15 protein-coding genes are annotated in these 21,105 nt (G+C 73.8%); 6 read left to right on the forward strand and 9 right to left on the reverse strand.

Annotation, left to right across the window (positions count from 1 at the left end; translation table 11 throughout):
- Window positions 1–13: 13 nt before the first annotated feature.
- Both ACF059_RS10215 and ACF059_RS10220 read right to left on the reverse strand, forming a co-directional pair.
- A complete protein-coding gene (locus tag ACF059_RS10215) occupies window positions 14–988 on the reverse strand; it encodes a glycosyltransferase family 2 protein (RefSeq protein WP_392054113.1) in 975 nt (324 codons plus the stop codon).
- On the reverse strand, window positions 931–2,967 hold the full coding sequence (locus ACF059_RS10220) for an O-antigen ligase family protein (RefSeq protein WP_392054116.1): 2,037 nt from the start codon (window positions 2,965–2,967) through the stop codon (window positions 931–933). Before ACF059_RS10220 ends, ACF059_RS10215 begins: the two co-directional genes overlap by 58 nt.
- A gap of 74 nt (window positions 2,968–3,041) precedes the next feature.
- Between ACF059_RS10220 and ACF059_RS10225 the strand changes: the two genes are divergently transcribed.
- Entirely contained in the window at window positions 3,042–3,785 is a 744-nt protein-coding gene (locus tag ACF059_RS10225; protein WP_392054119.1) for a hypothetical protein, read from the forward strand.
- A 17-nt stretch (window positions 3,786–3,802) separates the two neighbouring features.
- Here ACF059_RS10225 and ACF059_RS10230 read toward each other — a convergent pair whose 3' ends face one another.
- The 7 genes from ACF059_RS10230 to ACF059_RS10260 are packed head-to-tail and all read right to left on the reverse strand — an operon-like array spanning window position 3,803 to window position 13,417.
- Window positions 3,803–4,852: a glycosyltransferase family 2 protein gene (locus tag ACF059_RS10230; RefSeq protein WP_392054122.1), complete on the reverse strand. Its 1,050-nt coding sequence runs from the start codon at window positions 4,850–4,852 to the stop codon at window positions 3,803–3,805.
- Window positions 4,849–8,148: a DUF4082 domain-containing protein gene (locus ACF059_RS10235; RefSeq protein WP_392054124.1), complete on the reverse strand. Its 3,300-nt coding sequence runs from the start codon at window positions 8,146–8,148 to the stop codon at window positions 4,849–4,851. The genes ACF059_RS10230 and ACF059_RS10235 overlap by 4 nt, the downstream gene beginning before the upstream one ends.
- Window positions 8,149–8,180: 32 nt before the next feature.
- Window positions 8,181–9,296, reverse strand: coding sequence for a DegT/DnrJ/EryC1/StrS family aminotransferase (locus ACF059_RS10240; RefSeq protein ID WP_392054127.1), 1,116 nt, complete (start codon window positions 9,294–9,296; stop codon window positions 8,181–8,183).
- On the reverse strand, window positions 9,293–10,123 hold the full coding sequence (locus tag ACF059_RS10245) for a NeuD/PglB/VioB family sugar acetyltransferase (RefSeq protein ID WP_392054131.1): 831 nt from the start codon (window positions 10,121–10,123) through the stop codon (window positions 9,293–9,295). Before ACF059_RS10245 ends, ACF059_RS10240 begins: the two co-directional genes overlap by 4 nt.
- Window positions 10,120–11,277, reverse strand: a complete 1,158-nt coding sequence (locus tag ACF059_RS10250; protein WP_392054134.1) for a DegT/DnrJ/EryC1/StrS family aminotransferase — start codon at window positions 11,275–11,277, stop codon at window positions 10,120–10,122. Before ACF059_RS10250 ends, ACF059_RS10245 begins: the two co-directional genes overlap by 4 nt.
- Window positions 11,274–12,269: an NAD-dependent epimerase/dehydratase family protein gene (locus ACF059_RS10255; RefSeq protein WP_392054137.1), complete on the reverse strand. Its 996-nt coding sequence runs from the start codon at window positions 12,267–12,269 to the stop codon at window positions 11,274–11,276. Before ACF059_RS10255 ends, ACF059_RS10250 begins: the two co-directional genes overlap by 4 nt.
- Before the next feature lie 59 nt (window positions 12,270–12,328).
- The gene (locus ACF059_RS10260; RefSeq protein WP_392054140.1) at window positions 12,329–13,417 is read right to left on the reverse strand and encodes a Gfo/Idh/MocA family protein; all 1,089 of its coding nucleotides are present in this window, start codon (window positions 13,415–13,417) and stop codon (window positions 12,329–12,331) included.
- Window positions 13,418–13,746: 329 nt separating this feature from the next.
- On the opposite strand from ACF059_RS10260, the gene ACF059_RS10265 reads away from it, so the two are divergent.
- From ACF059_RS10265 to ACF059_RS10285, 5 genes are all read left to right on the forward strand, one after another.
- Entirely contained in the window at window positions 13,747–14,757 is a 1,011-nt protein-coding gene (locus ACF059_RS10265) for a glycosyltransferase (protein ID WP_392054143.1), read from the forward strand.
- Window positions 14,758–14,872: 115 nt separating this feature from the next.
- Window positions 14,873–16,261 (forward strand): MFS transporter, encoded by a 1,389-nt coding sequence (locus tag ACF059_RS10270; RefSeq protein ID WP_392056575.1) that lies wholly within the window; start codon window positions 14,873–14,875, stop codon window positions 16,259–16,261.
- Window positions 16,258–17,271 (forward strand): TolB family protein, encoded by a 1,014-nt coding sequence (locus tag ACF059_RS10275; protein ID WP_392054146.1) that lies wholly within the window; start codon window positions 16,258–16,260, stop codon window positions 17,269–17,271. Before ACF059_RS10270 ends, ACF059_RS10275 begins: the two co-directional genes overlap by 4 nt.
- A 143-nt stretch (window positions 17,272–17,414) precedes the next feature.
- Window positions 17,415–19,646, forward strand: coding sequence for a CHAT domain-containing protein (locus ACF059_RS10280; RefSeq protein ID WP_392054149.1), 2,232 nt, complete (start codon window positions 17,415–17,417; stop codon window positions 19,644–19,646).
- An 11-nt stretch (window positions 19,647–19,657) separates the two neighbouring features.
- A complete protein-coding gene (locus ACF059_RS10285) occupies window positions 19,658–21,076 on the forward strand; it encodes a hypothetical protein (protein ID WP_392054152.1) in 1,419 nt (472 codons plus the stop codon).
- The last annotated feature ends 29 nt before the right edge of the window (window positions 21,077–21,105 follow it).

Below are 21,105 nucleotides of genomic sequence, written 5' to 3' on the forward strand. Positions count from 1 at the left end.
GGACCACCCCCTCCTACGGCCCCGGTGTGGCGCGCAGCGCGGACGGCCCGGCCAGGGCCTTCGCCGCCGCCGCGCTGGCCGGGCGGCCGAGTACGGCCCGCGAGGTCTCGCGCAGCAGGACGGCCGCGCGGAAGGCGGCGGTGGCGGCGGCGCCGTGCCGACGCCCGTAGAGCCGTACGCGGTTGAGGGTCAGCAGGGTCCACAGGCGCGGCGAGACCCGTGAGTCCCCGCCGAGGTGGGTGGCGGCGGCCGCGGGCTCCAGCCGGGTCAGGAAGCCGCGGTCGCGGGCCCGCAGGCAGTACTCGGTCTCCTCCGAGTAGAGGAAGAACGACTCGTCCCAGCCCCCGCACGCCTCCAGGCAGTCCCGGGACAGCGCCATCAGCGCGCCCGTCGCCCAGTCCACGACCGTCGCCCGCCCGTACGCGGCCGGGTCGGTGACCAGTTCGCTCCAGCGCGGGAAACGCCCGGCCCGGCGATTGCCCAGCACCGCCTCGCCGAGCGCCCGGGTCACGCTCGGCTCGCGGCGCAGCGAGTGCACCGGCGCACGGCCGCCCTCCTCGTAGAGCAGCGGGACGCTGATGCCCACCCGGCCGCCGCCGGGGGGCCGGGCGTCGAGAGCGTCCACGAGCAGCTCGGCGCAGCCGCGCCGCATCCGGATGTCCGGATTGCACACCAGGACCGCCCGGAAGCCGCCCTCCCACCCGGCGGCGGCCCCGAGGGCGGCGTTCACCCCGGCCGCGTAGCCGGCGTTCCGGCCGGTCTGCACCACGGTGGCGTCCGGGGCCAGGGAGCGGACGAGGTCCACGGTCCCGTCGGCCGAGTCGTTGTCGGCGACGACCAGGCGCCAGTCGAGCCCGGCCATCCCCTCGGGCAGGGAGGCGAGGAACTCCGGGAGCACCGGCGCGCTGTTCCAGGTGACGACGAGAACGGCTACGGGACCGGCTGTTCGAGAAGGGGCCGGGACGCGGGCACAGTGGTCGGACGGCATGGGGACTCCACGGTTGCGGGCGTCGGCTCGGCGCGCCGGATGAAGCCGAGGCAGCTGCCTCCGGCGGCGATCGTCAGGAAGAACATCCCGGCGAACATCGGGAAGCTGAGGGCGTCGAAGGTGGCGCTGATGACCAGGGCGACGAGGGCCGAGGCGAAGAACGCCTGGCCCAGTTCCCGGTCCGACTCGGTGCGGGCCAGCCTGCGGACGGCGCCGCCCTGGTGCACGCCGGTGAAGAGGAGGACCAACAGCGCGATCAGCCCCACCAGGCCCATCTCGGCCAGCGTCAGCATGTACTGGTTGTCGGTGAAGAAGAACAGCTCGGGCAGGAAGGTCCCGAAGCCCCGCCCGACCAGGGGGCGTTCGTCGAGGTAGGGGACGATCGCGCTGTACTTCACGGTGCGCGCCTGGGTACTGCTGTCGGAGTTCGTCAGGAAGGAGCCGAACAGCGTGGTGATGGTGCCGATCAGCCCGGGGACGATGACCTTGAAGCAGGCCACCGAGCCCATCAGCAGACCGATCGCCGTCCACCGCCGCTGCGGCTTCCAGCGCGGCAGCATCACCAGGACGACGATGAGCGCCCCGATGATGGATGTCCGTGACACCGTCAGCGGCAGGGCGCCCCCCATCAGCACCACCGGCCCCCACCGGCGCAGCGCGCCCAGGTGCCGGCGTACCGGATCGAAGGCCTGCTGCACGGCGAAGGGGAGCAGGAGGGCGAGCATCCCGCCGAACTCCAGGGGCTGGGCCGTGGTGGAGCGCGGCCGGGTGAAGGAGCCGCGGTCCAGGGTGGTGATCTGGGCGACGCTCGACTTGAGCCCCGGGATGCTGATCTTGTCGGCGATGTTCGTGGCGGTGAAGAAGTCGTAGTAGCCGATGGCGGCCACCACCGCCCCCATCACGACGGCCCGGCGCAGCAGCACGTCGAGCCGGGCCCGGTCCTGGATCCCGGCGGACACCAGCACCACCAGCGCCACCCAGACGAGCAGGGCGATCAGGCCGCGGTCGGCCCCCAGCACCTCCTTGCGCGAGCTGCCGCGGGTCGCGTTCGCGAGGTACGAGGCCAGCACGGAGAAGGCCAGCAGGCACATCACCACCCGGGGCAGCCGGGTGCCGGGCGCGGGGCGGATGCGGCCGGTGAGCCAGGCGGCCAGGTACCAGAACAGGCCGAGCAGGGCGAACACGTTGGCCGGTGTCCCCACGCCGCCCAGCCCCGGCAGGGTCAGGTTCGAGGGGATGAAGAAGGCCAGCGCCAGGTATCCGGTGAGCACCGCGGTGGCGTCCAGCTGCCGGCCCCGCGGCCTCCTGTGCGGACGCACCCGGCGCGAGCCGGCCGTGGCCCCAGCCGCGGCCGCCGCCGCGCGCCGGCGGCTGCGGACCGCCAGCAGGGTCTCCGTGAGGAAGGACAGGACGAAGGCGGCCGTGGTGCCCAGGATGACGACGCCCAGCACCTGCTGGTAGCGGCTCTTGAGCTGCGGCACCGGGGTCTGCGGCAGCACCACCGGCGCGCTCTGCACGAAGTACGCCGGCTCGACCTCGGCCGCGGCCTGGAGCGCGGTGAGCTGCTCCCCGGCGAAGGCGGTCAGCTTGTTCGTCTCGTCGAGCACCTTCGCCCGGTCGGTCCCGGTGACGGTCAGCGTCAGCATCGGCCCCGAGGTGTTGGCGGCGAACCCGACCGTATAGGGGTCGCTCACGCCGATGCCCTGCAGGTCCCGCGCCGCGTCGGTCCCCGACAGGGTCCTGATCAGTACGTCGGCGGTCACGACCAGCGAACCGCCGGCGTTCGAGAGGGGGTTGCCGAAGGCGGGGGCCAGTTCGGCCACCGCCGTGGAGTCGAGCAGCGCCACCGAACTCTGCGACTGGTACGCCACCGGCACCGACCGGTACAGGTGCGCGCCCGCGAGCAGGCTGATCAGAGTCAGGGGCACCATCACGTACCAGCGGCGGCGCAGCACCGCGAAGATCTCACCGATGCTCACGAACACCCCCCGGAGCAGGGCGCGTTGATGGCCGGTTTGACGGCGGGCCTACCCGCGTCCTGGGAGGATCGGTCATGACGGAAGGAATCCCCGTGTCGCCTGGTGAGTTGGTCCGTGCGCTGCGTCGGCGCTGGTACGTCCTGGTCGTGGCGGCCCTGCTCGCGGCCGCCGGAGCCCAGCTGGTGCTCCACCCCACCCGGACGTACCTGAGCACGGCCATCGTGGTCCTCAAACCGCCGGTGACCGGCAACCAGCCGAACCAGCTCGCCAATCTCCAGCCCCCGCTCGCCGCCGTCTCCTACGCGGTGGTGCGACAGCTGGAATCGCCCGCCGGGGCGGACGAGCTCGCCGCGGCCGGAGTCCGCGGCACCTACCGGCTCATCCCGCGCAACAGCGGGACCAGCGTCACCCCGCGCTACCTGATCCCCTCCCTGCAGGTCCAGGCGGAGCAGTCCGACCCCGCCGCGGCCGACGCGGCCGTACGGAAGATCATCGAGCTCTACACGCAGCACCTGGCGGACCTGCAGACGCAGCAGGAGATCCCCGAGAGCGCGCGGATGAGCGTGACCCTGCTGGTGGCGCCCACCGCGGTCGCGCAGACCGGCACCAAGAGCAGGGCGCTGGCCGGGGTGGCGCTGCTGGCCGCCGTCGCCGGGGTGGCGGCGGCCCTGTGGACCGATCAGGTCCTGACGCGCCGCGCCCGTCGCCGGCGCGCCACCGCCACCGCCGTCGCCACCGAAGAGGCCGACGCGGGCGCGGGCGCGGGTCCCACGGACGCCGGCGAGGCGCACGCGCCCCTCGCCGGGGCGTCCCGCTGAGGACGGGCGAGCGTCCATCAGATCCCTCGGCGCTTCCAGGACCGCCACCAGAGCCACTCGCGGCCCCGGTCCACGACCGCCGAGAGCACCAGCGGCTGGAGGTACGGCATGACGCGCGCACCGATGCGCCGGCGCCTGCGCAGCGCCCGGTACTCGGCCAGAGCGGTGTGACCACCGGGCACGCACTCGGCGGCGAACTCCTCCAGCTCCTCGACCGGGACCACCGCCGTGCGCCCCCGGTCGTAGGCGCGGTAGGCGCGCCGCAGCGCGTACCGGGCGAGCCGGGTGCGGGCGTCCTGCGCGAGCCGGTCCGGATCCGGCAGGAGGCCGGCGCACTTGTCCAGCACCGAGTCGAAGGCGACGAGGCGCTGGCGCAGGTCGTCGAGCTGCCCGCCGAAGTCGGTGAGGGACATGTTGTCGCCGTGCACGCGGTAGAAGGCCTGGTCGGCGCCGCTGACGTAGCCCACGTCGGCGTGCGCCGCGAGCCGCATCCACATCTCGATGTCCCCGGCGTGCGGCAGCTGCGGATCGTAGCCCCCGACCTTGCGCTGGAGGCTGGTGCGCACGACCACCTCCGGTGAGGTGATGCAGCCGGTGCCCTCGCGGAACCGCCGCTCCAGCCACCACTGTCCCGGATAGACGACCGACCCGGTGCTGCGGGTACGGGCCGCGGGCAGCGGGCCGCCGTGGCGGAAGCGCAGCGGCCGGCCGTAGCAGAAACCCGCCCGCGGATGCGCGTCCAGCAGGGCCGCGGCGCGCACCAGGGCCCCCGGGACCAGCCGGTCGTCCGCCGAGACCAGGGCGACGTAGTCGCCGTCGGCCCACTCCAGCAACCCCTCGTTGTAGGTGGCGATGTGGCCCTGGTTGCGCTCGTGGACCCGCACCTCGATCCGCGGGTCCGCGGCCGCCAGGGCCCGGGCGACGGCCGCGGAGTCGTCCGGCGAGGCGTCGTCGATGATCAGCACCCGGACGTCCACGCCCTCCTGCTCGTCCAGGACGCTCTTGACGCAGTCGGCCAGGAAGTGGCCGTACTTGTAGCAGGGGATCACCACGCTGACGGTGCTCACGGGCCGGTCACCTCCGAGGAGTCGGCCGACGGTGCGGCGGAGGGCGGGGTGGTGGTGAAGAGCGGCCCCACCCAGTAGTTCACCGAGCCGAAGGTGTTCGCGGGGAAGGCCGTGGCCGCCCCGTACTTGTAGAGCCCGTTGCCGGCGCCCGCGCCGCCGTCGGCCGGCGCCACGAGCGGGTAGGAGCGGTGCGCGCCGGTGAAGTAGCCGCCGTCCACCGAGTAGTTGCCGTTCGGCGCGTGGTAGGAGGCCACGTACGAGGTGCCCGCCGTGATCGGCACGGGGGAGGCGAACTGGAGCCGTTGCCAGCCCGTCAGCGTCTCGCTGCCGAAGGTGCCGGTGGCGAGCAGCGTGCCGCCGGCGGTCCACAGGCTGCCGGTGTGGGTGCCGGTGTTGCCGGGGCCCTTGTAGAAGGTGACGCCGGTGACGTAGCCGCTCACCGCGGACTGGAAACGGGTGCCCAGCTCCACCGAGTTGGCGTCGTCGCCCACGTTGGCGGTGCTCGGCGTCGCCGTCGCGCTCCACAGGCCGCACGGGCAGTTCACCGTCGGCGGGCTCGCGCTGGTGGTGAAGTTCCACGTGACCGGCGCGGCCATGGCGTTGCCCCACAGGTCGGAGGCCTGTACGGACGCCGTGTAGGTGGTGCTCAGCGCCAGCTCGCTGGTCGGGGTGAAGGTGGCGCTGTTCGAGGAGCCGAGGACCTTGGTGCCCGGCACGGCGGCTCCGCCGGAGTCCTTGAGGGTGAACACCAGGGAGTCCGCGTCGACGGCGCCGCTGAAGGTGGCCGTGAGCGCCGCGGTGATGGCGGTACCGGTCGCCGCGGACTGCGGCGAGGTCGAGGTGACGGTGGGCGGTGTCGTGCTCGCGGTGGCGGTCTCCAGGACGGCGTCCACCCAGTAGTTGCTGCCGGAGGAGGCGGTGGCGGGGAATCCGCCCGTTGCGCCGTAGCGGTAGACGCCGTTGCCGCCGTCGGTGCCGCTCTTCAGCGCCGTGAGCGGGGCGAGTCCCGCGTCGCCCCCCGCGAAGGTGGTGTCGAAGGAGTAGCCGCCGTGCGGGGCGAAGTAGGAGGCGATGTAGGTGGTGTTGGCCTTGACCGGCACGGGTGAGGAGAAGTTCAGCTGCTGCCAGCCGGAGGCCGTCTCGTTGGTGAAGGTGCCGGTGGCCAGCCGCTGGCCGGTGCTGCTCCACAGGCTGCCCGTGTGGGTGCCGGTGTTGGCGGGGGACTTGTAGAAGCGGACACCGGTGATCGAACCGGGCGCCGAGGAGCGGATCTTCACGCCGAGCTCGACGGCGCTGCCGTCACCGGCGTTGACGGTGCCGGGCACGGCCGCCGCCGGCCATACCGTGCAGGGGCACTGCTGGGGTCCGACGGTCAGCGCCACCGTGGTGGTGGCGCCGATGTTCACGCTGTCGTCCACCGCGCGCACCTTGATCTGCGCCGGGCCCGGGGCGGTCGGGGTCCACGTGTGGCTCCAGGAGCCGAGGCCCGTCGCCGCCTTCCAGGTGGTCCCGCCGTCGGTGGACACCTCCACACGGGCCACCACGCCGCCGCCCGTATCGGTCGCCGTACCGGTGACCGTGACGGGCCGCAGCGCGGGCACGGTGGCGTTCGACGTCGGGCTCGCGACCGTGACGGCCGGTCCCGCCGTATCGGCGGAGGCGCTCGCCGGGACCAGGCCGGACTGCAGGGACCGGGGCTGGACGCCCATGTCGGCGAACACGTTCACCGTGGCCTGCTGCATCCGCTTGTCCTCGGTGACCACCGCGTCGTCCGGATTGCCGACCGGCATGTTGGTCAGGCCCCAGGACCACTGCACGGTGCCCGCCCCGAACACCAGCGCGCCCGAGGCCTGGTCCCGGAAGGCGACCAGGCTGTGCGTCGCGGTGCCGTTGCCGTAGGTGTTCCCGTAGTCGAGCAGGAGCTTGCCGTCGTCGACGTCCACCGTGGTGGAGGACATCCGGATCTGCCCGGCGGGCCGGGTCGCGTTCTCCACGTCGCTGTCCCACTCGTAGCCGAGCGTTCCGACGGGGAACGTGGCGGTCTGGGACGGGGTGAGGTTGGCGACCGTGGTGCCCCGCCACAGCCGCAGCTTGGCGAAGGAGCCCGGCACGGTGATCGCGTCGCTGCGGTAGCCGTTGACGCTGAACATCGAGCCGGTCAGCTGGTTCTGCGGCTGGAAGGGCCGCCCGCCGGTGGCGCCGGCCGGGTCCATGAAGGTGCCCGTCCAGATCCCGCTCGGGTCGGGGACGCCGTTGGGCTGCGGGAAGGACAGCTTGGTCTCCTTGTAGGAGACCAGCGTCCGGTTGGCCGTGGACGTGCCGTCGATGCTCGGGGCGAGGCGGGTCTTCCAGAAGACCTCGTTGCCGCTGAAGTACGTCTGGTGGACCCCGGCCCTGCGCGCGTTCAGCGCGTTCGTGAACTGCTCCTGGGTCCAGTACTCGTCGTGGCCCGAGGACATGAACACCTTGTGGTTCGCCAGCTGCGCACCGCGGGTGGACACGTCGATGCCGGACATGTAGCTCACGTCGTAGCCGTTGCGCTCCAGCCAGGAGACCATCTGGAACTCGGACCCGTAGATCCCGTTGTCCCCGCCGATGTCCATCGGCCGGTTGTAGCTGACCTCGTACGCCCGCCCGTCCGGGGCCGGCCCGCCGCCGTCGTAGAGGTCCTGGCCGCCGTAGTCGTTGTACGCCTGCCAGGTCTGGTCGCTGGTCTGCACCACGATGTCGGAGTGGCTGGAGTCGTCGCGCACCACGAACGGGTAGGGCATCACCCCGTTGCCGTCCGCCTGGTCGAAGTTGACCACGTACAGACCGGAGACCGCGTCGGACGGCACCGTCCAGGTCGCCGTGACCGGCCAGTTGCCGCAGTCGACCAGACCGGTGGAGGCCTTGGTGGCGCAGGCGCGTGGGTTCCCGCCCGGCAGGACGTTCGCCGGGTACGTCTGGGCGGCCTGGGCCGCGGTCGACTGGAGGCGGGCCCCGTCCCCCGCGTAGTGGCCCAGGCGGAAGACCGAGACGCGGTACGGCGTCGGCGACTGGATCTTGAACTGCACGGTGTCGCCGGGCCGGACGCTCGTCTGGGCCGGGAAGCCCTTGATGTCGCCGTACGCGCTGGGCGCGAACCAGTCGGACATGGGCGTGCCCGGCTTGGAGTTCTCGCACACGATCGCGTTCGCACCGGGACCGCAGGGGTCGGCGGCGCCGGCCACCGAGGCCGGCGGGAGGACCGTGGCCATCAGGGCCGCGATCACGGTGAAGAGTCCGTAGCGGAGCAGCCTTGTCCGTCTGTTCATCTGGACCTCATTGGTTTCGCGTCGACAGGGCGTCAGCGCAGGGCGTCCGCGAGCGTGTCCACGACCCGCATCTGCTGAGCGGAGGTGATCTGCGGGAAGAGGGGGAGGGAGAGCATCCGGTCCGCGGCCCGCACGGCGTGCGGGAAGGCCCCGCGGCCGTGGCCGAGGTGGGAGAAGGCCGGGGTGAGGTGGACGGGGGCCGGATAGTGCACTCCCGCGCCGATGCCCTCCGCGTTGAGCTTGCCGACGACGGCGTCGCGGTCCGCGCCCGACACCCGTACGACGTACAGGTGCCACACGTGCACGTTGCCCTCCGCGGTGACCGGCAGGGTCAGGCGTCCGGCCGCCGCCCACGGGCCCAGCAGCTCGTCGTACCGGGCGGCGGCGGCCCGGCGGGCCGCGTTCCCCTCGGCCAGCCGGGCCAGCTTCGCCCGCAGGACCACCGCCTGCAGACCGTCCAGCCGGCTGTTGAACCCGGCCACGTCGTGGCGGTACTTGGCGACGCCGCCGTGGTTGGCGAGGGCCCGCACCCGATCGGCGCTCTCCTCGTCGTCGGTCACCACCGCGCCCGCGTCCCCGTACGCGCCCAGGTTCTTGCCCGGGTAGAAGCTGGTCGCGGCGATGCCGCCGCTGCCGGGGGAGCGGCCGTGCCGGGTCGCGCCCTGGCTCTGCGCCGCGTCCTCGACGAGCTTGACGTGCGCCGGCAGGTGCGCGGCCAGTTCCGCGGTGGCGGCGCACTGCCCGTACAGGTGGACCGGGACCACCGCGCGGGTGGCCTCGCCGACCGCGTCCAGCGCGGCCTGCGGGTCCATCAGCAGCGTGTCGGGCAGGCAGTCGACCAGCACCGGCCGGGCCCCGGTCCGGGCCACGGCGCCCGCGGTGGCGATGAAGGTGTTGGCGGGCAGCACCACCTCGTCACCGGGGCCGACCCCACTGGCGCGCAGGGCCAGTTCGAGGGCGTCGGTGCCGTTGGCCACGCCCACGCAGTGCCCGACCCCGGCGAAGGCGGCGTACTCGCGCTCGAAGGCCCGGACCTCCTCACCGCCGATGAACGCGGTGGCGGCCAGGACACGGTCGAAACCGGCCCGTACCTCCCCGGCCACCTCGGCGTGCGCCGCCTTCAGGTCGACGAGCGGTATCTGGTTCATCTGACTCGGCTCTCCATCCGTGTCTCCGGCCGCGGGCCGGTCGTCTGCTCGTCGGTCCCTAGCCCGTCGGCCCGCAGCCCGTCGGCCCGCAGCTCGTCGAGCGCGGGACGGTCCGCCGCGCGCAGCCGGCGGGCCGGGCTGCCGGCCCAGACCTCGCCCGGCGGCACGTCCCCGAGGACCGTGCTCCCCATCCCGGTCAGCGACCAGGCGCCGACCCGGGCGTACTCACGCACCAGCGATCCCGCGCCCACGTAGGCGCCCCGCCCCAGCCGCACCCCGCCGCCGAGCCGTACGCCCGAGGCGAGCGTCGCGAAGTCCCCGACGGCGTCGTCGTGGGTGAGGACCACCTGCGGCATCACCGCCACGTGGGACCCGACCCGGACGGCGGCGGTCAGCACGCAGTGCGCCAGCAGCACCGAGCCGGCGCCGAGCGTCGAGGACCCCGACACCACGGCCGTGGGGTGGACCACCGTCGCGTACCGGGCCGCGGGCAGGGCCAGGCGCCGCACCAGGCGGGCCCGTACGGCGTAGTCCCGCGGGCTGCCCACGCACACCACCACCCGGGCGGCGGCGTGCTCGTGCACCAGCTCGCAGCCGCCCAGCACCGCCGTCCCGTCCACGTCCCGGCCGTGCAGCGCGGGGTCGTCGTCGAGGTGCCCGGCGAGCCGCCACCGTGCGGGGCGGCCGCGCGCGACGTCCGCGGCGGCCACGTCCCGTACGGCCTGGGCGGTCTCCCGGGCGAACCCGCCCGCGCCGACGACCAGCAGGTCCTCGGTCACCGGCAGGTCCTCGGGCACCGGCGGTTCTCGGGTCAGGGCGGTGTTCATCCGCCCGCCCGGTCCCGCAGCACGGCCACCACCCGGTCCTGCTGGGCCTCGGTCATGGTGTGGAACAGCGGCAGGATCAGGGAGTCGCGGCTGATCCGCTCGGTCACCGGCAGCGGGGCCGCGCCGTGGCCCGCGTAGGCCGGCTCCAGGTGCGAGGCCATGATCCCGCGCCGGGCCGAGATCCCCGCCGCGCCGAGCACCGCGAGCAGTTCGTCGCGGCCGACGGGGAAGTCCCGGGCCAGCAGCACCCAGTACGACTGGAAGTTGCCCTGCCCGTGGGCGGGATCGCGGACCGGCCGTACGCCCGGGACCTCCCGCAGCAGCCGCGCGTACCGGGCGGCGAGCGCCCGCCGCCGGGCCACGATCGCGTCCAGCTTGCCCAGTTGGACCAGGCCGACCGCGGCCTGGATGTCGGTCATCCGGTAGTTGTAGCCGACCTCCAGATAGCTCTCGACGATCGGCTTGGCGCTCGCGTGCCGCTGCGCGGCGGACACGTTCATCCCGTGCTCGCGCAGCCGGCGCAGCCGCTCGGCCCACCGGGCGTCGTCGGTGGTCAGCATCCCGCCCTCGCCGGTGGTGATGACCTTGCGGGGGTGGAAGGACCAGGCGGCGAGCAGGGCGCCGTGGCCGACGGACTTGCCGCCGACCGTCGCGCCGATCCCGCAGGCCGCGTCCTCCACCAGCGCGAGGTCCCAGTCGGCGCAGGCCGCGCGCAGCGCGTGCACGTCGGCGGGCACCCCGCCCTGGTGGACGGCGAGCACCGCCTTCGTACGGGACGTGCGGACCGCGTCGACGGTGGCGGGCGTCAGGTTGCCGGTGGCCTCCTCGACGTCCGCGAACACCGGCCGCGCGCCCACGTAGCGCACCGCGTTGGCCGTGGCGATGAAGGACAGCGAGGGGACGACCACCTCGTCGCCCGGACCGAGGTCCAGGGCGATCAGCGCCAGGTGCAGGGCCGTCGTGCACGAACTCACCGCGATGCCGTGCTCCGCGCCCACGCGCTCGGCGAAGGCCTGCTCGAACGCGGCGACCCGCGGGCCCTGGGCGACCCAGCCCGAGAGCACCGCGCCGGCCGCCGCCTCGGCTTCCTCCGCACCCAGCCACGGCACCATGACCGGAATCCGGGCCGGCGGTACGGGATCCTGCGCGCTCATCGGCCGGCCTCCCCGGCGGCCTCGTCCGCGGCGCGCTCCGCCCGCCACCAGTCGACCAGGTCCCGCAGCCCGGCGCGCAGGTCGATCCGCGCCGTGAAGCCGAGGCGCGCCGCGGCCGCCGAGGTGTCCGCGAGCCGGCGGGTCACCCCGTTCACGGTGCGGGCCGGGCCGTGCTCCGGGACCAGGCCGTCCGCGCCCATGGCCTCCAGCAGGCCGTTCGCCAGCTCCAGCAGGCTCGTCTCGGTTCCGCTCGCCACGTTGAACACCTCGTCGGTCAGATCCGACTCGGCGGCCAGCAGATTGGCCCGCGCGATGTCCCGGACGTCGACGAAGTCCATGGTCTGGGTGCCGTCGCCGAGGATCAGCGGCGGCTCGCCCGCGGCGATCCGCTCCATCCAGCGGATCAGCACCTCCGTGTAGAGCCCGTGGATGTCCATCCGGGGCCCGTACACGTTGAAGTAGCGCAGCGCGACGTAGTCCAGCCCGTACATCGCGTGGAAGCTGCGCAGCACGCCCTCGTTGAAGGCCTTCGCCGCACCGTAGAAGGTGTCGTTGTGGTACGGGTGGTGGCGCTCGCCCGTCGGGAAGGACTCGGCCAGCCCGTACACCGAGGCCGAGGACGAGGCGATCACCTTGCCCACCCCGGCGGCGGCCGCGGCCTCCACCACGTTGAAGGTGCCGTCCACCATCACCTCGTTCGCCAGCCGCGGCTCCTGCGCGCACTGGGTGATCCGGATGGCGGCGAGGTGGAACACCAGGTCGGCGCCCTCGGTCGCCTTGCGCACCGCGGTGACGTCGCGGATGTCGCCCTCGACGACCTCCACCACCCTGCTCGGCAGGGCGCGCGCCAGGTTGGCGGTCCGTCCCCGCACGAAGTTGTCGAGCACCACGACCTCGCGTGCCCCGTTGTCCACCAGGAGGTCCACCACGTGCGAGCCGATGGTGCCCGCCCCGCCGGTGACCAGGATCCTCTTGCCTCGTACGCTGCTCAACGCCCTGCCCCCACTGAGTCGTCCGTCGTCGTGCGTGCTGGCGGCCTGCGGCCGAACGGTCAACGTCCGGTGCGCAGTCCGACGACCGCGCCACGGAACTCCAGGCTCCGGGAGGCGGCTTCGAGGATGTCCAGGACCTTCAGGCCCGCCCTGCCGTCCGTCAGCGCGGGCCGGCCCGACCTGATGGCGCCGGCGAACTCCTCGACCATGCTGCGCAGCGCCTCCCTCTCACCGATCGCGGGCGCCACCATGTCGCCGGTCCGGTAGGAGACGAGCATGTCGCGGCGCTCGTCCGGGCCGATCTCCTGCGGGGTGCTCAGCTCCACGCCGCGGTCGAAGACCGACACGCGCTGGGTGGGGTTGAGGTCGTCCCACACCAGGGTGCGCTTGGAGCCGCCGACCATGGTGGTCCGCACCTTCGTCGGGGACAGCCAGTTGACGTGCACGTGCGCGATCGCGCCGGTGCTCAGCTGGAGCGTCAGATAGGCCACGCAGGACTGCCCGGCCCCGATCGGATCGGCTCCGTGCGCGGCGACGGCGACCGGCTGCACGTGGTCCGGGAGGATGAAGTCGAGGACCGACAGGTCGTGGGGGGCCAGGTCCCACAGGACGTCGACGTCCTTCTGGACGAGCCCCAGGTTGATCCGTACCGAGTCCACGAAGTGGATCTCGCCCAGTTCGCCGGAGCGGACCATGTCCCGGATGCGGCCCACCGCCGGGGTGTAGCAGTACGTGTGGTCGCACATCAGGGTGAGACCGCGCTCCTCGGCCTCGGTCACCAGCCGCAGCCCGTCCTCGTACGTGGCGGCCAGGGGTTTCTCGACGAGGACGTGCTTTCCGGCGCGCAGGGCGGCCAGCGCGACGTCCAGGTGCGTGCCGGCCGGGGTGGCCACGGCGACCGCCTGGACGGCCGGGTCGGCGAGGACCGCCGCGTAGTCCGAGGTCGCCCGCACGGTGGAGTATCCGCCGAGCACCTGCCGGGCGCGGTCCTCGTCCAGGTCGCAGAGCCAGTGCAGCCGGAACTGCGGACTGGACTGGAAGTTGCGGACGAGGTTGGGGCCCCAGTAGCCCGCGCCGACCACGGCGACGCCTAATCGATCCGGCTGCCCGGCGTCCCGTCCGCCGTCGTTGACAGTGCTCGGCTTCACAGCGTTCCCCTTCCTTCCGCGCACGCCGACCGGCGTGTCGCCCCTCATGGCCGGGACGCGTGAGATGGAGGGGGAAAGCCGTCGGCGGCAGGCCGGGCGTCCGCGCGACCCGTGCATGACCTGCTCAACGGTGATGGCCCCCCACAACCGATGCTCTGCGTGCTCCGCGTACCACCCCCCGGACCCGCTGCGCGTTCCCCCCGGCAGCCGGACCCGTACCGCGTGCCGAATGCGCTCGGCGCCGCTCAATCTAGACCACGGGGCCTACGCGGGGGCGGAGTTGACCGAATCGCCGGGAGCGGGTGTTCGACCCCGTGCATACTGCCGGGGTGACCAGCATCGTGATACCGGCCCACAACGAGGGCCGGGTCATCGGCCGCCTCCTCGACGCGCTCCTGGCCGACAGCCCGGCCTCGACCTCCGCGTCCCCGTCCGGCTCCGGTGTCCGGCCCGGGTCCGGTCCGGACATCGTCGTCGTGTGCAACGGCTGTACGGACGACACCGCCCGGGTGGCGGGCGCGCGGGGTCCTCGCGTACGGGTGGTGGAGATCCCGACTCCGTCCAAACACAGGGCACTTCGGGTCGGTGACGAGCACGCCCGGGGCTTCCCCCGGCTCTACGTGGACGCCGACGTCGTCCTCGGGGCCGCCGACGTCCGGATCCTCGCCGGCACGCTCGCCGGGAACCCCGAGCTCCTCGCGGCCGCCCCCGGGCGCGACGTCCCCCTGGCCGGCTGCGCCTGGCCGGTCCGGGCGTACTACCGGGTCTGGCAGCGGCTTCCGGCCGTCCGCGAGGGCCTGTTCGGGCGGGGGGTGATCGCCGTGACCGGGCCGGGGCACGCGCGGATCGCCGCGCTGCCGCCCCTGATGGCCGACGACCTGGCCGCGTCCCTCGCCTTCGGGCCCGGGGAGCGGCGCGTGGTCGAGTCGGCCCGGGTGACCGTGCGTCCGCCGCGCACCTGGTCCGACCTGATCAGGCGGCGGATCCGCGCGGCGACCTCCTCCGCCGAGTTCGAGCGCTTCCAGGCGGCGCAGCGGGCCGCGGTCGGGGTGGGGGGCGCGGGTGAGCCGGGGCCGTCCGGGCCGTCCGGGCCGGACGCGCCGGTGCCGACCGCGCCGACCGCGCCGACCGCGCCGACCGCGCCGACCGCGCCGACCGCACCGTCCGCGCGGACCGGCGCGGCCGATCTGCGCGCCCTCGTACGGGAGCGCCCGAGCCTGCTGCCCGCGGTCGCGGTCTTCGCCGTCGCGGCCCTCGCCGCCCGCAGGGGATCCCGCAAGGCCATCCGCGACGGGGACTACTCCACCTGGCTGCGGGACGAGAGCAGCCGGGAGGGATGAGGCCGGATCCGGCCCCGGAGAGGCCGGATCGGCCCGGCCGTCGGCCCGTACAACGACTAGGGTTCCCTGGCACGTTCGAGTGACTCAGACCGTCGGCATCGGGGGGTTCCAGAGCATGTACCTCGCGGACCGCTCGCCGCCCGCGGGCGCGCAGGACGCGCCCGGGAAGCCCGGCTCCGCCCGGGTCCCCGCGGTCGCCCCCACCGTCCTCGCCCTGGGCACCGTCAGCCTGATCACCGACGTCTCCTCCGAGATGGTCACCGCCGTCCTGCCCCTGTACCTGATCGCGGGTCTGGGCCTGAGCCCCCTCGGCTTCGGCGCGCTCGACGGCGTCTACAACGGGGTCAGCGCCCTGGTCCAGCTGACCGGCGGCCACCTCGCGGACAGGGTGCGCAACCACAAGCTGATCGCCGGCATCGGCTACGGCCTGTCCGCCCTGTGCAAGCCGCTGCTGCTGTTCGCCCACAGCCTGGGCCCGGTGGGCATGGTCCTCGCCCTGGAACGCACCGGCAAGGGCCTGCGCACCGCCCCCCGCGACGCCCTGATCTCCCTGTCCACACCACCGCGGTTACAGGGCCGCGCCTTCGGTGTGCACCGGGCCATGGACACCACCGGGGCGCTGCTCGGCCCGCTCGCCGCCTTCATGATCCTGAGCGTGGCGGTCGACGGTTACGACGCCGTCTTCGGGGTCAGCGCCTGCGTCGCCGTGCTCGGCCTCGTGGTGCTCGTGCTGTTCGTCCCGTCCGGCGGCGACCCCCGCCCGGTACCGAAGGACGCGGGCGCGAGCGGAGGTCCGAGCGCCGGCACGGGCCCGGCCGCGGCCCCCCGAGCGGCTCCCGTGGGCCTGCGCGACGCACTGGCCCTGCTGCGCCTGCCCCGCCTGCGCGCCCTGGCGGGCTGCGCCGTCCTGCTCGGCCTCACCACCGTCAGCGACGCCTTCGTCTACCTGCTCCTCCAGCGCCGCACCGGCATCGGCGAGCAGTGGTTCCCGCTCCTGCCGCTGGGCACCGCCGCCGTGTTCCTGCTGCTGGCCGTACCCGTCGGCGCCCTGGCCGACCGGATCGGGCGGCGCACCGTGTTCCTCACCGGCCACGCCCTCCTCCTGGCCGCCTACGGCCTGCTGCTGTGGGCCCCGCAGGCACAGGCCCTGCCCTACCTCGTCCTCGCGCTGCACGGCATGTTCTACGCGGCCACCGACGGCGTGCTGCCCGCCGCCGTCGCGGCCACCGTCCCCGCGCCGCTGCGGGCCACCGGCCTGGCCCTGGTCGGCACCGGCCAGGCGCTCGCGCGCTTCGGCTGCTCGCTGGCCTTCGGTGCGGCGTGGACGCTCTGGGGCACCGGCCCGGCACTCGCCGCCGCCGCGGCCGGCCTGCTGTGCTGCGCGACCGCGGCCGGCTTCGTCCTGCGCCCGCCGGCCCCGGACACCGCCGCCACGCTCCCCGACCCGGCCCCGGACACCGCCGGCCTCCCCGACCCGACCCCAAGCCCCCGAGGAACCGAATGACCCGCTCCCGGCGCCTGCTCGTCCTCACCGTGGCGGCGCTGCTGCTCGGGGGCCTGGCCACCGTGTTCGTGCTGCGCGCCGCCTCCCGCGCCGACCGGCCGGGGGCGGGCGGCCCGCCGGTCGCCGAGGGCGCCGTCACGCTCACCGCGCAGGGCCGGCTCGCCCTGCTGGGCAGCGGCCAGGGCCCGCACCGCGGAGCCGTCGCCTCGGTCCCGGCCGCAGCGCCCGACGGCGCCCGCACCGTCTCCGACCTCACCTGCCAGCGGTTCCACGCCGCCGCCGGCACCGGCGTGTGCCTGCGCTCCACGCCGGGCGCGCTGGCCCAGGACAACAAGGCCCTGATCGTCGACGCCGACCTGCGCACCGTACGCAGCTTCCCCCTGGCGGGCACCCCCAGCCGGGCCCGCGTCTCGCCCAGCGGCCGGTTCGTCGCCTGGACCGTCTTCGTGTCCGGCGAGTCCTACGGGACCGCGTTCTTCTCGACGCGGACCGCGATCCTCGACACCCGTACGGGGAAACTCGAAGCCGATCTGGAGGAGTTCGCCGTCTCCATGGACGGCCGGGACCACCGCGCGCAGGACGTCAACTTCTGGGGGGTGACCTTCGCCGGGGACGACGACACCTTCTACGCGACCCTCAGCACCGCCGGCCAGACCCACCTGGTCAGGGGCTCGGTCTCCCGGCGCTCCGTCACCACCCTCGCGCAGAACGTCGAATGCCCGTCCCTGTCCCCGGACGGGACCCGCATCGCCTACAAGAAGCGGGTGCGCCCCGGAGCCTCGCTGTGGCGCGAACACGTGATGGACCTGCGGACGCTGCGCGAACAGCCGCTCGCGGAGAAGCGCAGCGTGGACGACCAGGCCCTCTGGCTCGACGACCGCACCCTCGCGTACGCCCTGCCCACGGACGGGGCCGTCGACAGCACGGACCTGTGGACCGTGCCTGCCGACGGCTCCGGAGCTCCCGCGCTGCTGGCCCCCGGCGCCTCCTCCCCGGCCCGGCTGGGCTGAGGCCGGGGCGGCGCGATCCGCCCCCTCTCGCGGCCCGCCCGCCGCCAGAGGTGGCGGTCGGCGAACGGTGGGATAATCCAGTTGAGGGGACGGATGGAACGCATCCGTGAGGGAGAAGCCGGGCGACTCGAAGGAGGAGCGTGGTGAGCACTCCCGTTGCGCGCATCGCCGACCTGCTGGAGGAGGCGCCGACGGCCTCCAACCCCGCGCCACAGCTTCCCGCGGCGGCCCAGGAGGAGGCACCCCGCACCGAAGGCCCCACCCTCGCCCTGACGGTGGTGTGGGGCGACCTCGCGGAGGCGAGCGCAGACCTGCACGTCACGGGCCACTACCAGTCGGTGGTGCCCACCGCCGCCGAGCTCGCACTCGACCGCGCCATATCCAGCGAGTCCCGCGGGGTCATCACCGAGCACACCAAACTCGGCTGGATCGACGCCCAGCTGGGGGAAGTCACGTACTTCCCCTGCAAACCGGGGCCCGTACGCTCCGCCGCCGTCGTCGGCATGGGACCCATGGGCACCCTGACCGAACGCCGCGCCGTGCAGATGTACAGCTCGCTCCTCGGCGAGGCGGTCGGGCTCGGCCACGTCCAGACCCTGGCGACCGTGCTCATCGGCGCGGGCGCCGGGAATCTGACCGTGAACCAGGCGTCCCGCGCGCTCGCCGGGGGATTCGCCGGATACCTGGCGTCCCTGCCGGCCACGCCGCCGCCGCGGCTGGGCGAGATCCTCGTCGTGGAGGTCGACCGGCTGCGCGCGGAGCAGCTGCTCCTGGGGCTGACCAAGGCGACCGAGAAGCTGCCGCAGCTGCGGATCGGCCCGGAACTGGTCGAGGGCAGCGGCGGCCAGCTGTTCGCGCCCTCCGCGGCCGTGTACGCGCTCACGGCGCTGACGCGCCTCGCCCGGCCGGCCCGCCCGGCGCCCGACGGCGAGACGAGCCCGGACGGCGAGGCGGCACGCGGCGGTGAGCCGGCGCCGGACGGCGAGGCGGCGCCCGACGGGGAGGTGAGGCCGGACGGCCCGGACCCCCCGCCCGAGGAGGACGTCCTGCGCAGCGTGCTGGCCGGCTTCGCCCCCCACATCCAGGGCAAGGTCCGCGATCAGCTGGTCCAGCTGGCCGAAGTGGCCCGCACCGACCTGACGTTGACGGTCCGCGCGGCCGCCGAGGCCCAGGCCGACGCGCTGCCGGTCCGGATGTCCGTCCAGTCGGGCGTCGGCGGCCTGCGCTGGGCGGCCCTGACCGGGCGGGCCACCGTACCGGAACGGCTCGTCCCCGTGGACATGGACCTGCTGCGCGAGCTCGTGGACCGGCTGACGGAGCCGACGGTCGAGGACGCGAGCGGACTGCCCGACCTGCTCTCCCGGTTCGTGGTGCCCCCGGACTTCCAGCGGCTGCTCACCGACGACGCGACGGTCCTGCTGGAACTGGACCGCGACACCGCCTCCGTGCCCTGGGAGTTCCTGGCCGAGACCCAGTCGGCGGGCGGTGACCGGCGCGACCCCCTGGCCATCCGCACCCAGCTGTCGCGGCAACTGCGCACGCCCTACTCGCGGGTGCTGACCGAGGGGCCGGCGGACGGACAGCTGAGCGCCCTGGTGATCGGCGACCCGGGAGACCCGGAGAAGGGGTTCCAGCTCCCGGGAGCCCGCAGCGAGGCCCTCGCGGTCGCCACCCAGCTCAAGAACCTCGGGGTCAAGGTCACCCTCTTCGTCGGCGCGGCCAACTCCACCCGGCAGCCGGGCGTCGACCCCGCGCGACGCCTGGACGTCCTGCGGGTCCTGCTGTGCGGCGGCAACCACATCGTCCACTACTGCGGTCACAGCGACTTCGACGTCTCCGCCACCGGACGGCGCTCGGGCTGGGTCTTCGCGGACGGGCTCCTGACCGCCCAGGAACTGTCCCTGCTCGAACGGCCGCCCCTGATCGTCGTGGCCAACGCCTGCTACACCGCCCGGCTCGGCGGGACCACCGGCCCCGGCACACCGGACGCGCCGCCCGGCGTGGTCGAGCACAGCCCCTGGGGCAACCCGCAGGCCGCGCTGGTCCCGAGCCTCGCCGACGAGTTCCTGCGCGTCGGGGTCGGACACTACATCGGGGCGGGCTGGCGGATTCCCGACGACCAAGGGGTCACCTTCGCCGAGCAGTTCTACCGGCACCTGTTCAAGGGCGGCACCGGTGAGGAGGCGCCGACGGTCGGCGGAGCCGTCCGCGCCGCACGCAGGAGGCTCTACGAGCGGCGCGCGGCGGGGCGGCAGTCGCCCGCCGGCGCACCGAGCCCGGAGCGGTGGAGCTCCTGGGCCGCCTACCAGCACTACGGGGACGGGGCAGCCCGGTTCGTCCGGCCCGACCCGGCCGACCGACCGGACACCGCCTAGGAGGTCTGCTCATGGCCAGGATCCCGATGGCCGACGTCGTCGTCCTACTGCCCGGCATCACCGGGAGCGTACTGACCAAGGACGGAAAAGATGTATGGGCGCCCTCGTCCTCGGCGGTACTGGGCGCGCTGACGAGTCTGGGCCGCTCCCTGGACTCCCTCCAACTCGGGGAGGACGACTGGCGCGTGGACGACCTAGGCGACGGGGTCTCCGCGCCCCGGCTGGTGCCCGACCTCCACACCCTGCCGGGCCTGTGGAAGATCGACGGCTACACGGCGGTCGAGCGGTTCCTGCTGGCGCAGTTCGACCTGACGGCGGGCGAGAACTACTTCCCCTTCCCCTACGACTGGCGGCGCGACAACCGGGCCGCGGCCCGCAAGCTCGCCCTCCAGAGCGAGACCTGGCTGACGGACTGGCGGACGAAGAGCGGCAACGCGGCCGCCCAACTCGTCCTGGTGGGGCACTCGATGGGCGGACTGGTCTCCCGCTACTTCGTCGAGGCGCTGGGCGGCTGGAAGAACACCCGGGCCATCGTGACCTTCGGTACGCCCTTCTACGGCTCGCTCAACGCCGTCGAGTTCCTCTGCAACGGCTTCCAGAAGCGGCTCGGCCCCTTCGAGCACGACCTCACCCGCCTCCTGCGCTCCCTGACCGCCCTCCACCAGCTCGTGCCCGTCTACCGGTGCGTGGACGGGCCGGACGGCGTGGCCCTCACCCCGGCCAACGCGGAACTGCCCGGCTGGCAGCCGCAGTGGAGCACCCATCTGAGCGAGTACTTCAACGAGATGGAGAAGGCGGCCGCCGAGAACCGGAAGAACCTGGCGTGGGAGTCGAACCAGGTGATCTACCACCCCATCGTCGGCATGGAGCAGCCCACCCGGCAGTCGGCCCGGATCACCGACCACAAGGTCGAGACCCGGATGACCCGCTCCGACCTCGACGAGGGCGGGGACGGAACGGTACCCAAACTCTCCGCCGCCCTCTCCGGTACGGAGGACGCCCGCACCTTCGTCCCGCAGAAGCACGGCAGCCTGCAGAACCACGGCGCGATGCTCGATCACCTGAAGGGCATCCTGCAGTCCCTGCACGAGGTGCGCTTCGACGACCTGCGCGACACCGTCACCACCTGGTTCAGCTACCTCGGCGACGACCTCTACCTCACCGGTGAACCCGTCGTCTGCGAGATCGGCGCCCACAGCGCCCTCAGCGAGAGCGCACTGCCCGAGGTGCCGGCCCGCCTGTCGGTCACCGAGCGCACCACCGGCCGCCCGGTCCTCGCCCGCGCCATCACCGTCCCCCGGGAGCGGCAGCAGTTCGAGATCGGCGTCCTGCCCCCCGGCACCTACGACCTCCTGATCAGCGCCAGCGCCGACACCGCCCCGCTGTCGGACGTCTTCCTCGTATCGGGCCCGGAAGGCACCGACGCCTGAACCACCCGCCCCGCGGTCGTCCGCGCGGG

It is taken from the genome of Streptomyces sp. NPDC016562 (assembly GCF_043076955.1).
In the GTDB taxonomy this organism is placed as follows: Bacteria; Actinomycetota; Actinomycetes; order Streptomycetales; family Streptomycetaceae; genus Streptomyces.

Bases quoted from the DNA above. Each gene is read 5' to 3' on its own strand.
- ACF059_RS10215 (WP_392054113.1), bottom strand. From the start codon at position 988: ATGCCGTCCGACCACTGTGCCCGCGTCCCGGCCCCTTCTCGAACAGCC.
- ACF059_RS10225 (WP_392054119.1), top strand. From the start codon at position 3,042: ATGACGGAAGGAATCCCCGTGTCGCCTGGTGAGTTGGTCCGTGCGCTG.
- ACF059_RS10235 (WP_392054124.1), bottom strand. From the start codon at position 8,148: ATGAACAGACGGACAAGGCTGCTCCGCTACGGACTCTTCACCGTGATC.
- ACF059_RS10240 (WP_392054127.1), bottom strand. From the start codon at position 9,296: ATGAACCAGATACCGCTCGTCGACCTGAAGGCGGCGCACGCCGAGGTG.
- ACF059_RS10245 (WP_392054131.1), bottom strand. From the start codon at position 10,123: ATGAACACCGCCCTGACCCGAGAACCGCCGGTGCCCGAGGACCTGCCG.
- ACF059_RS10250 (WP_392054134.1), bottom strand. From the start codon at position 11,277: ATGAGCGCGCAGGATCCCGTACCGCCGGCCCGGATTCCGGTCATGGTG.
- ACF059_RS10270 (WP_392056575.1), top strand. From the start codon at position 14,873: ATGTACCTCGCGGACCGCTCGCCGCCCGCGGGCGCGCAGGACGCGCCC.
- ACF059_RS10275 (WP_392054146.1), top strand. From the start codon at position 16,258: ATGACCCGCTCCCGGCGCCTGCTCGTCCTCACCGTGGCGGCGCTGCTG.
- ACF059_RS10285 (WP_392054152.1), top strand. From the start codon at position 19,658: ATGGCCAGGATCCCGATGGCCGACGTCGTCGTCCTACTGCCCGGCATC.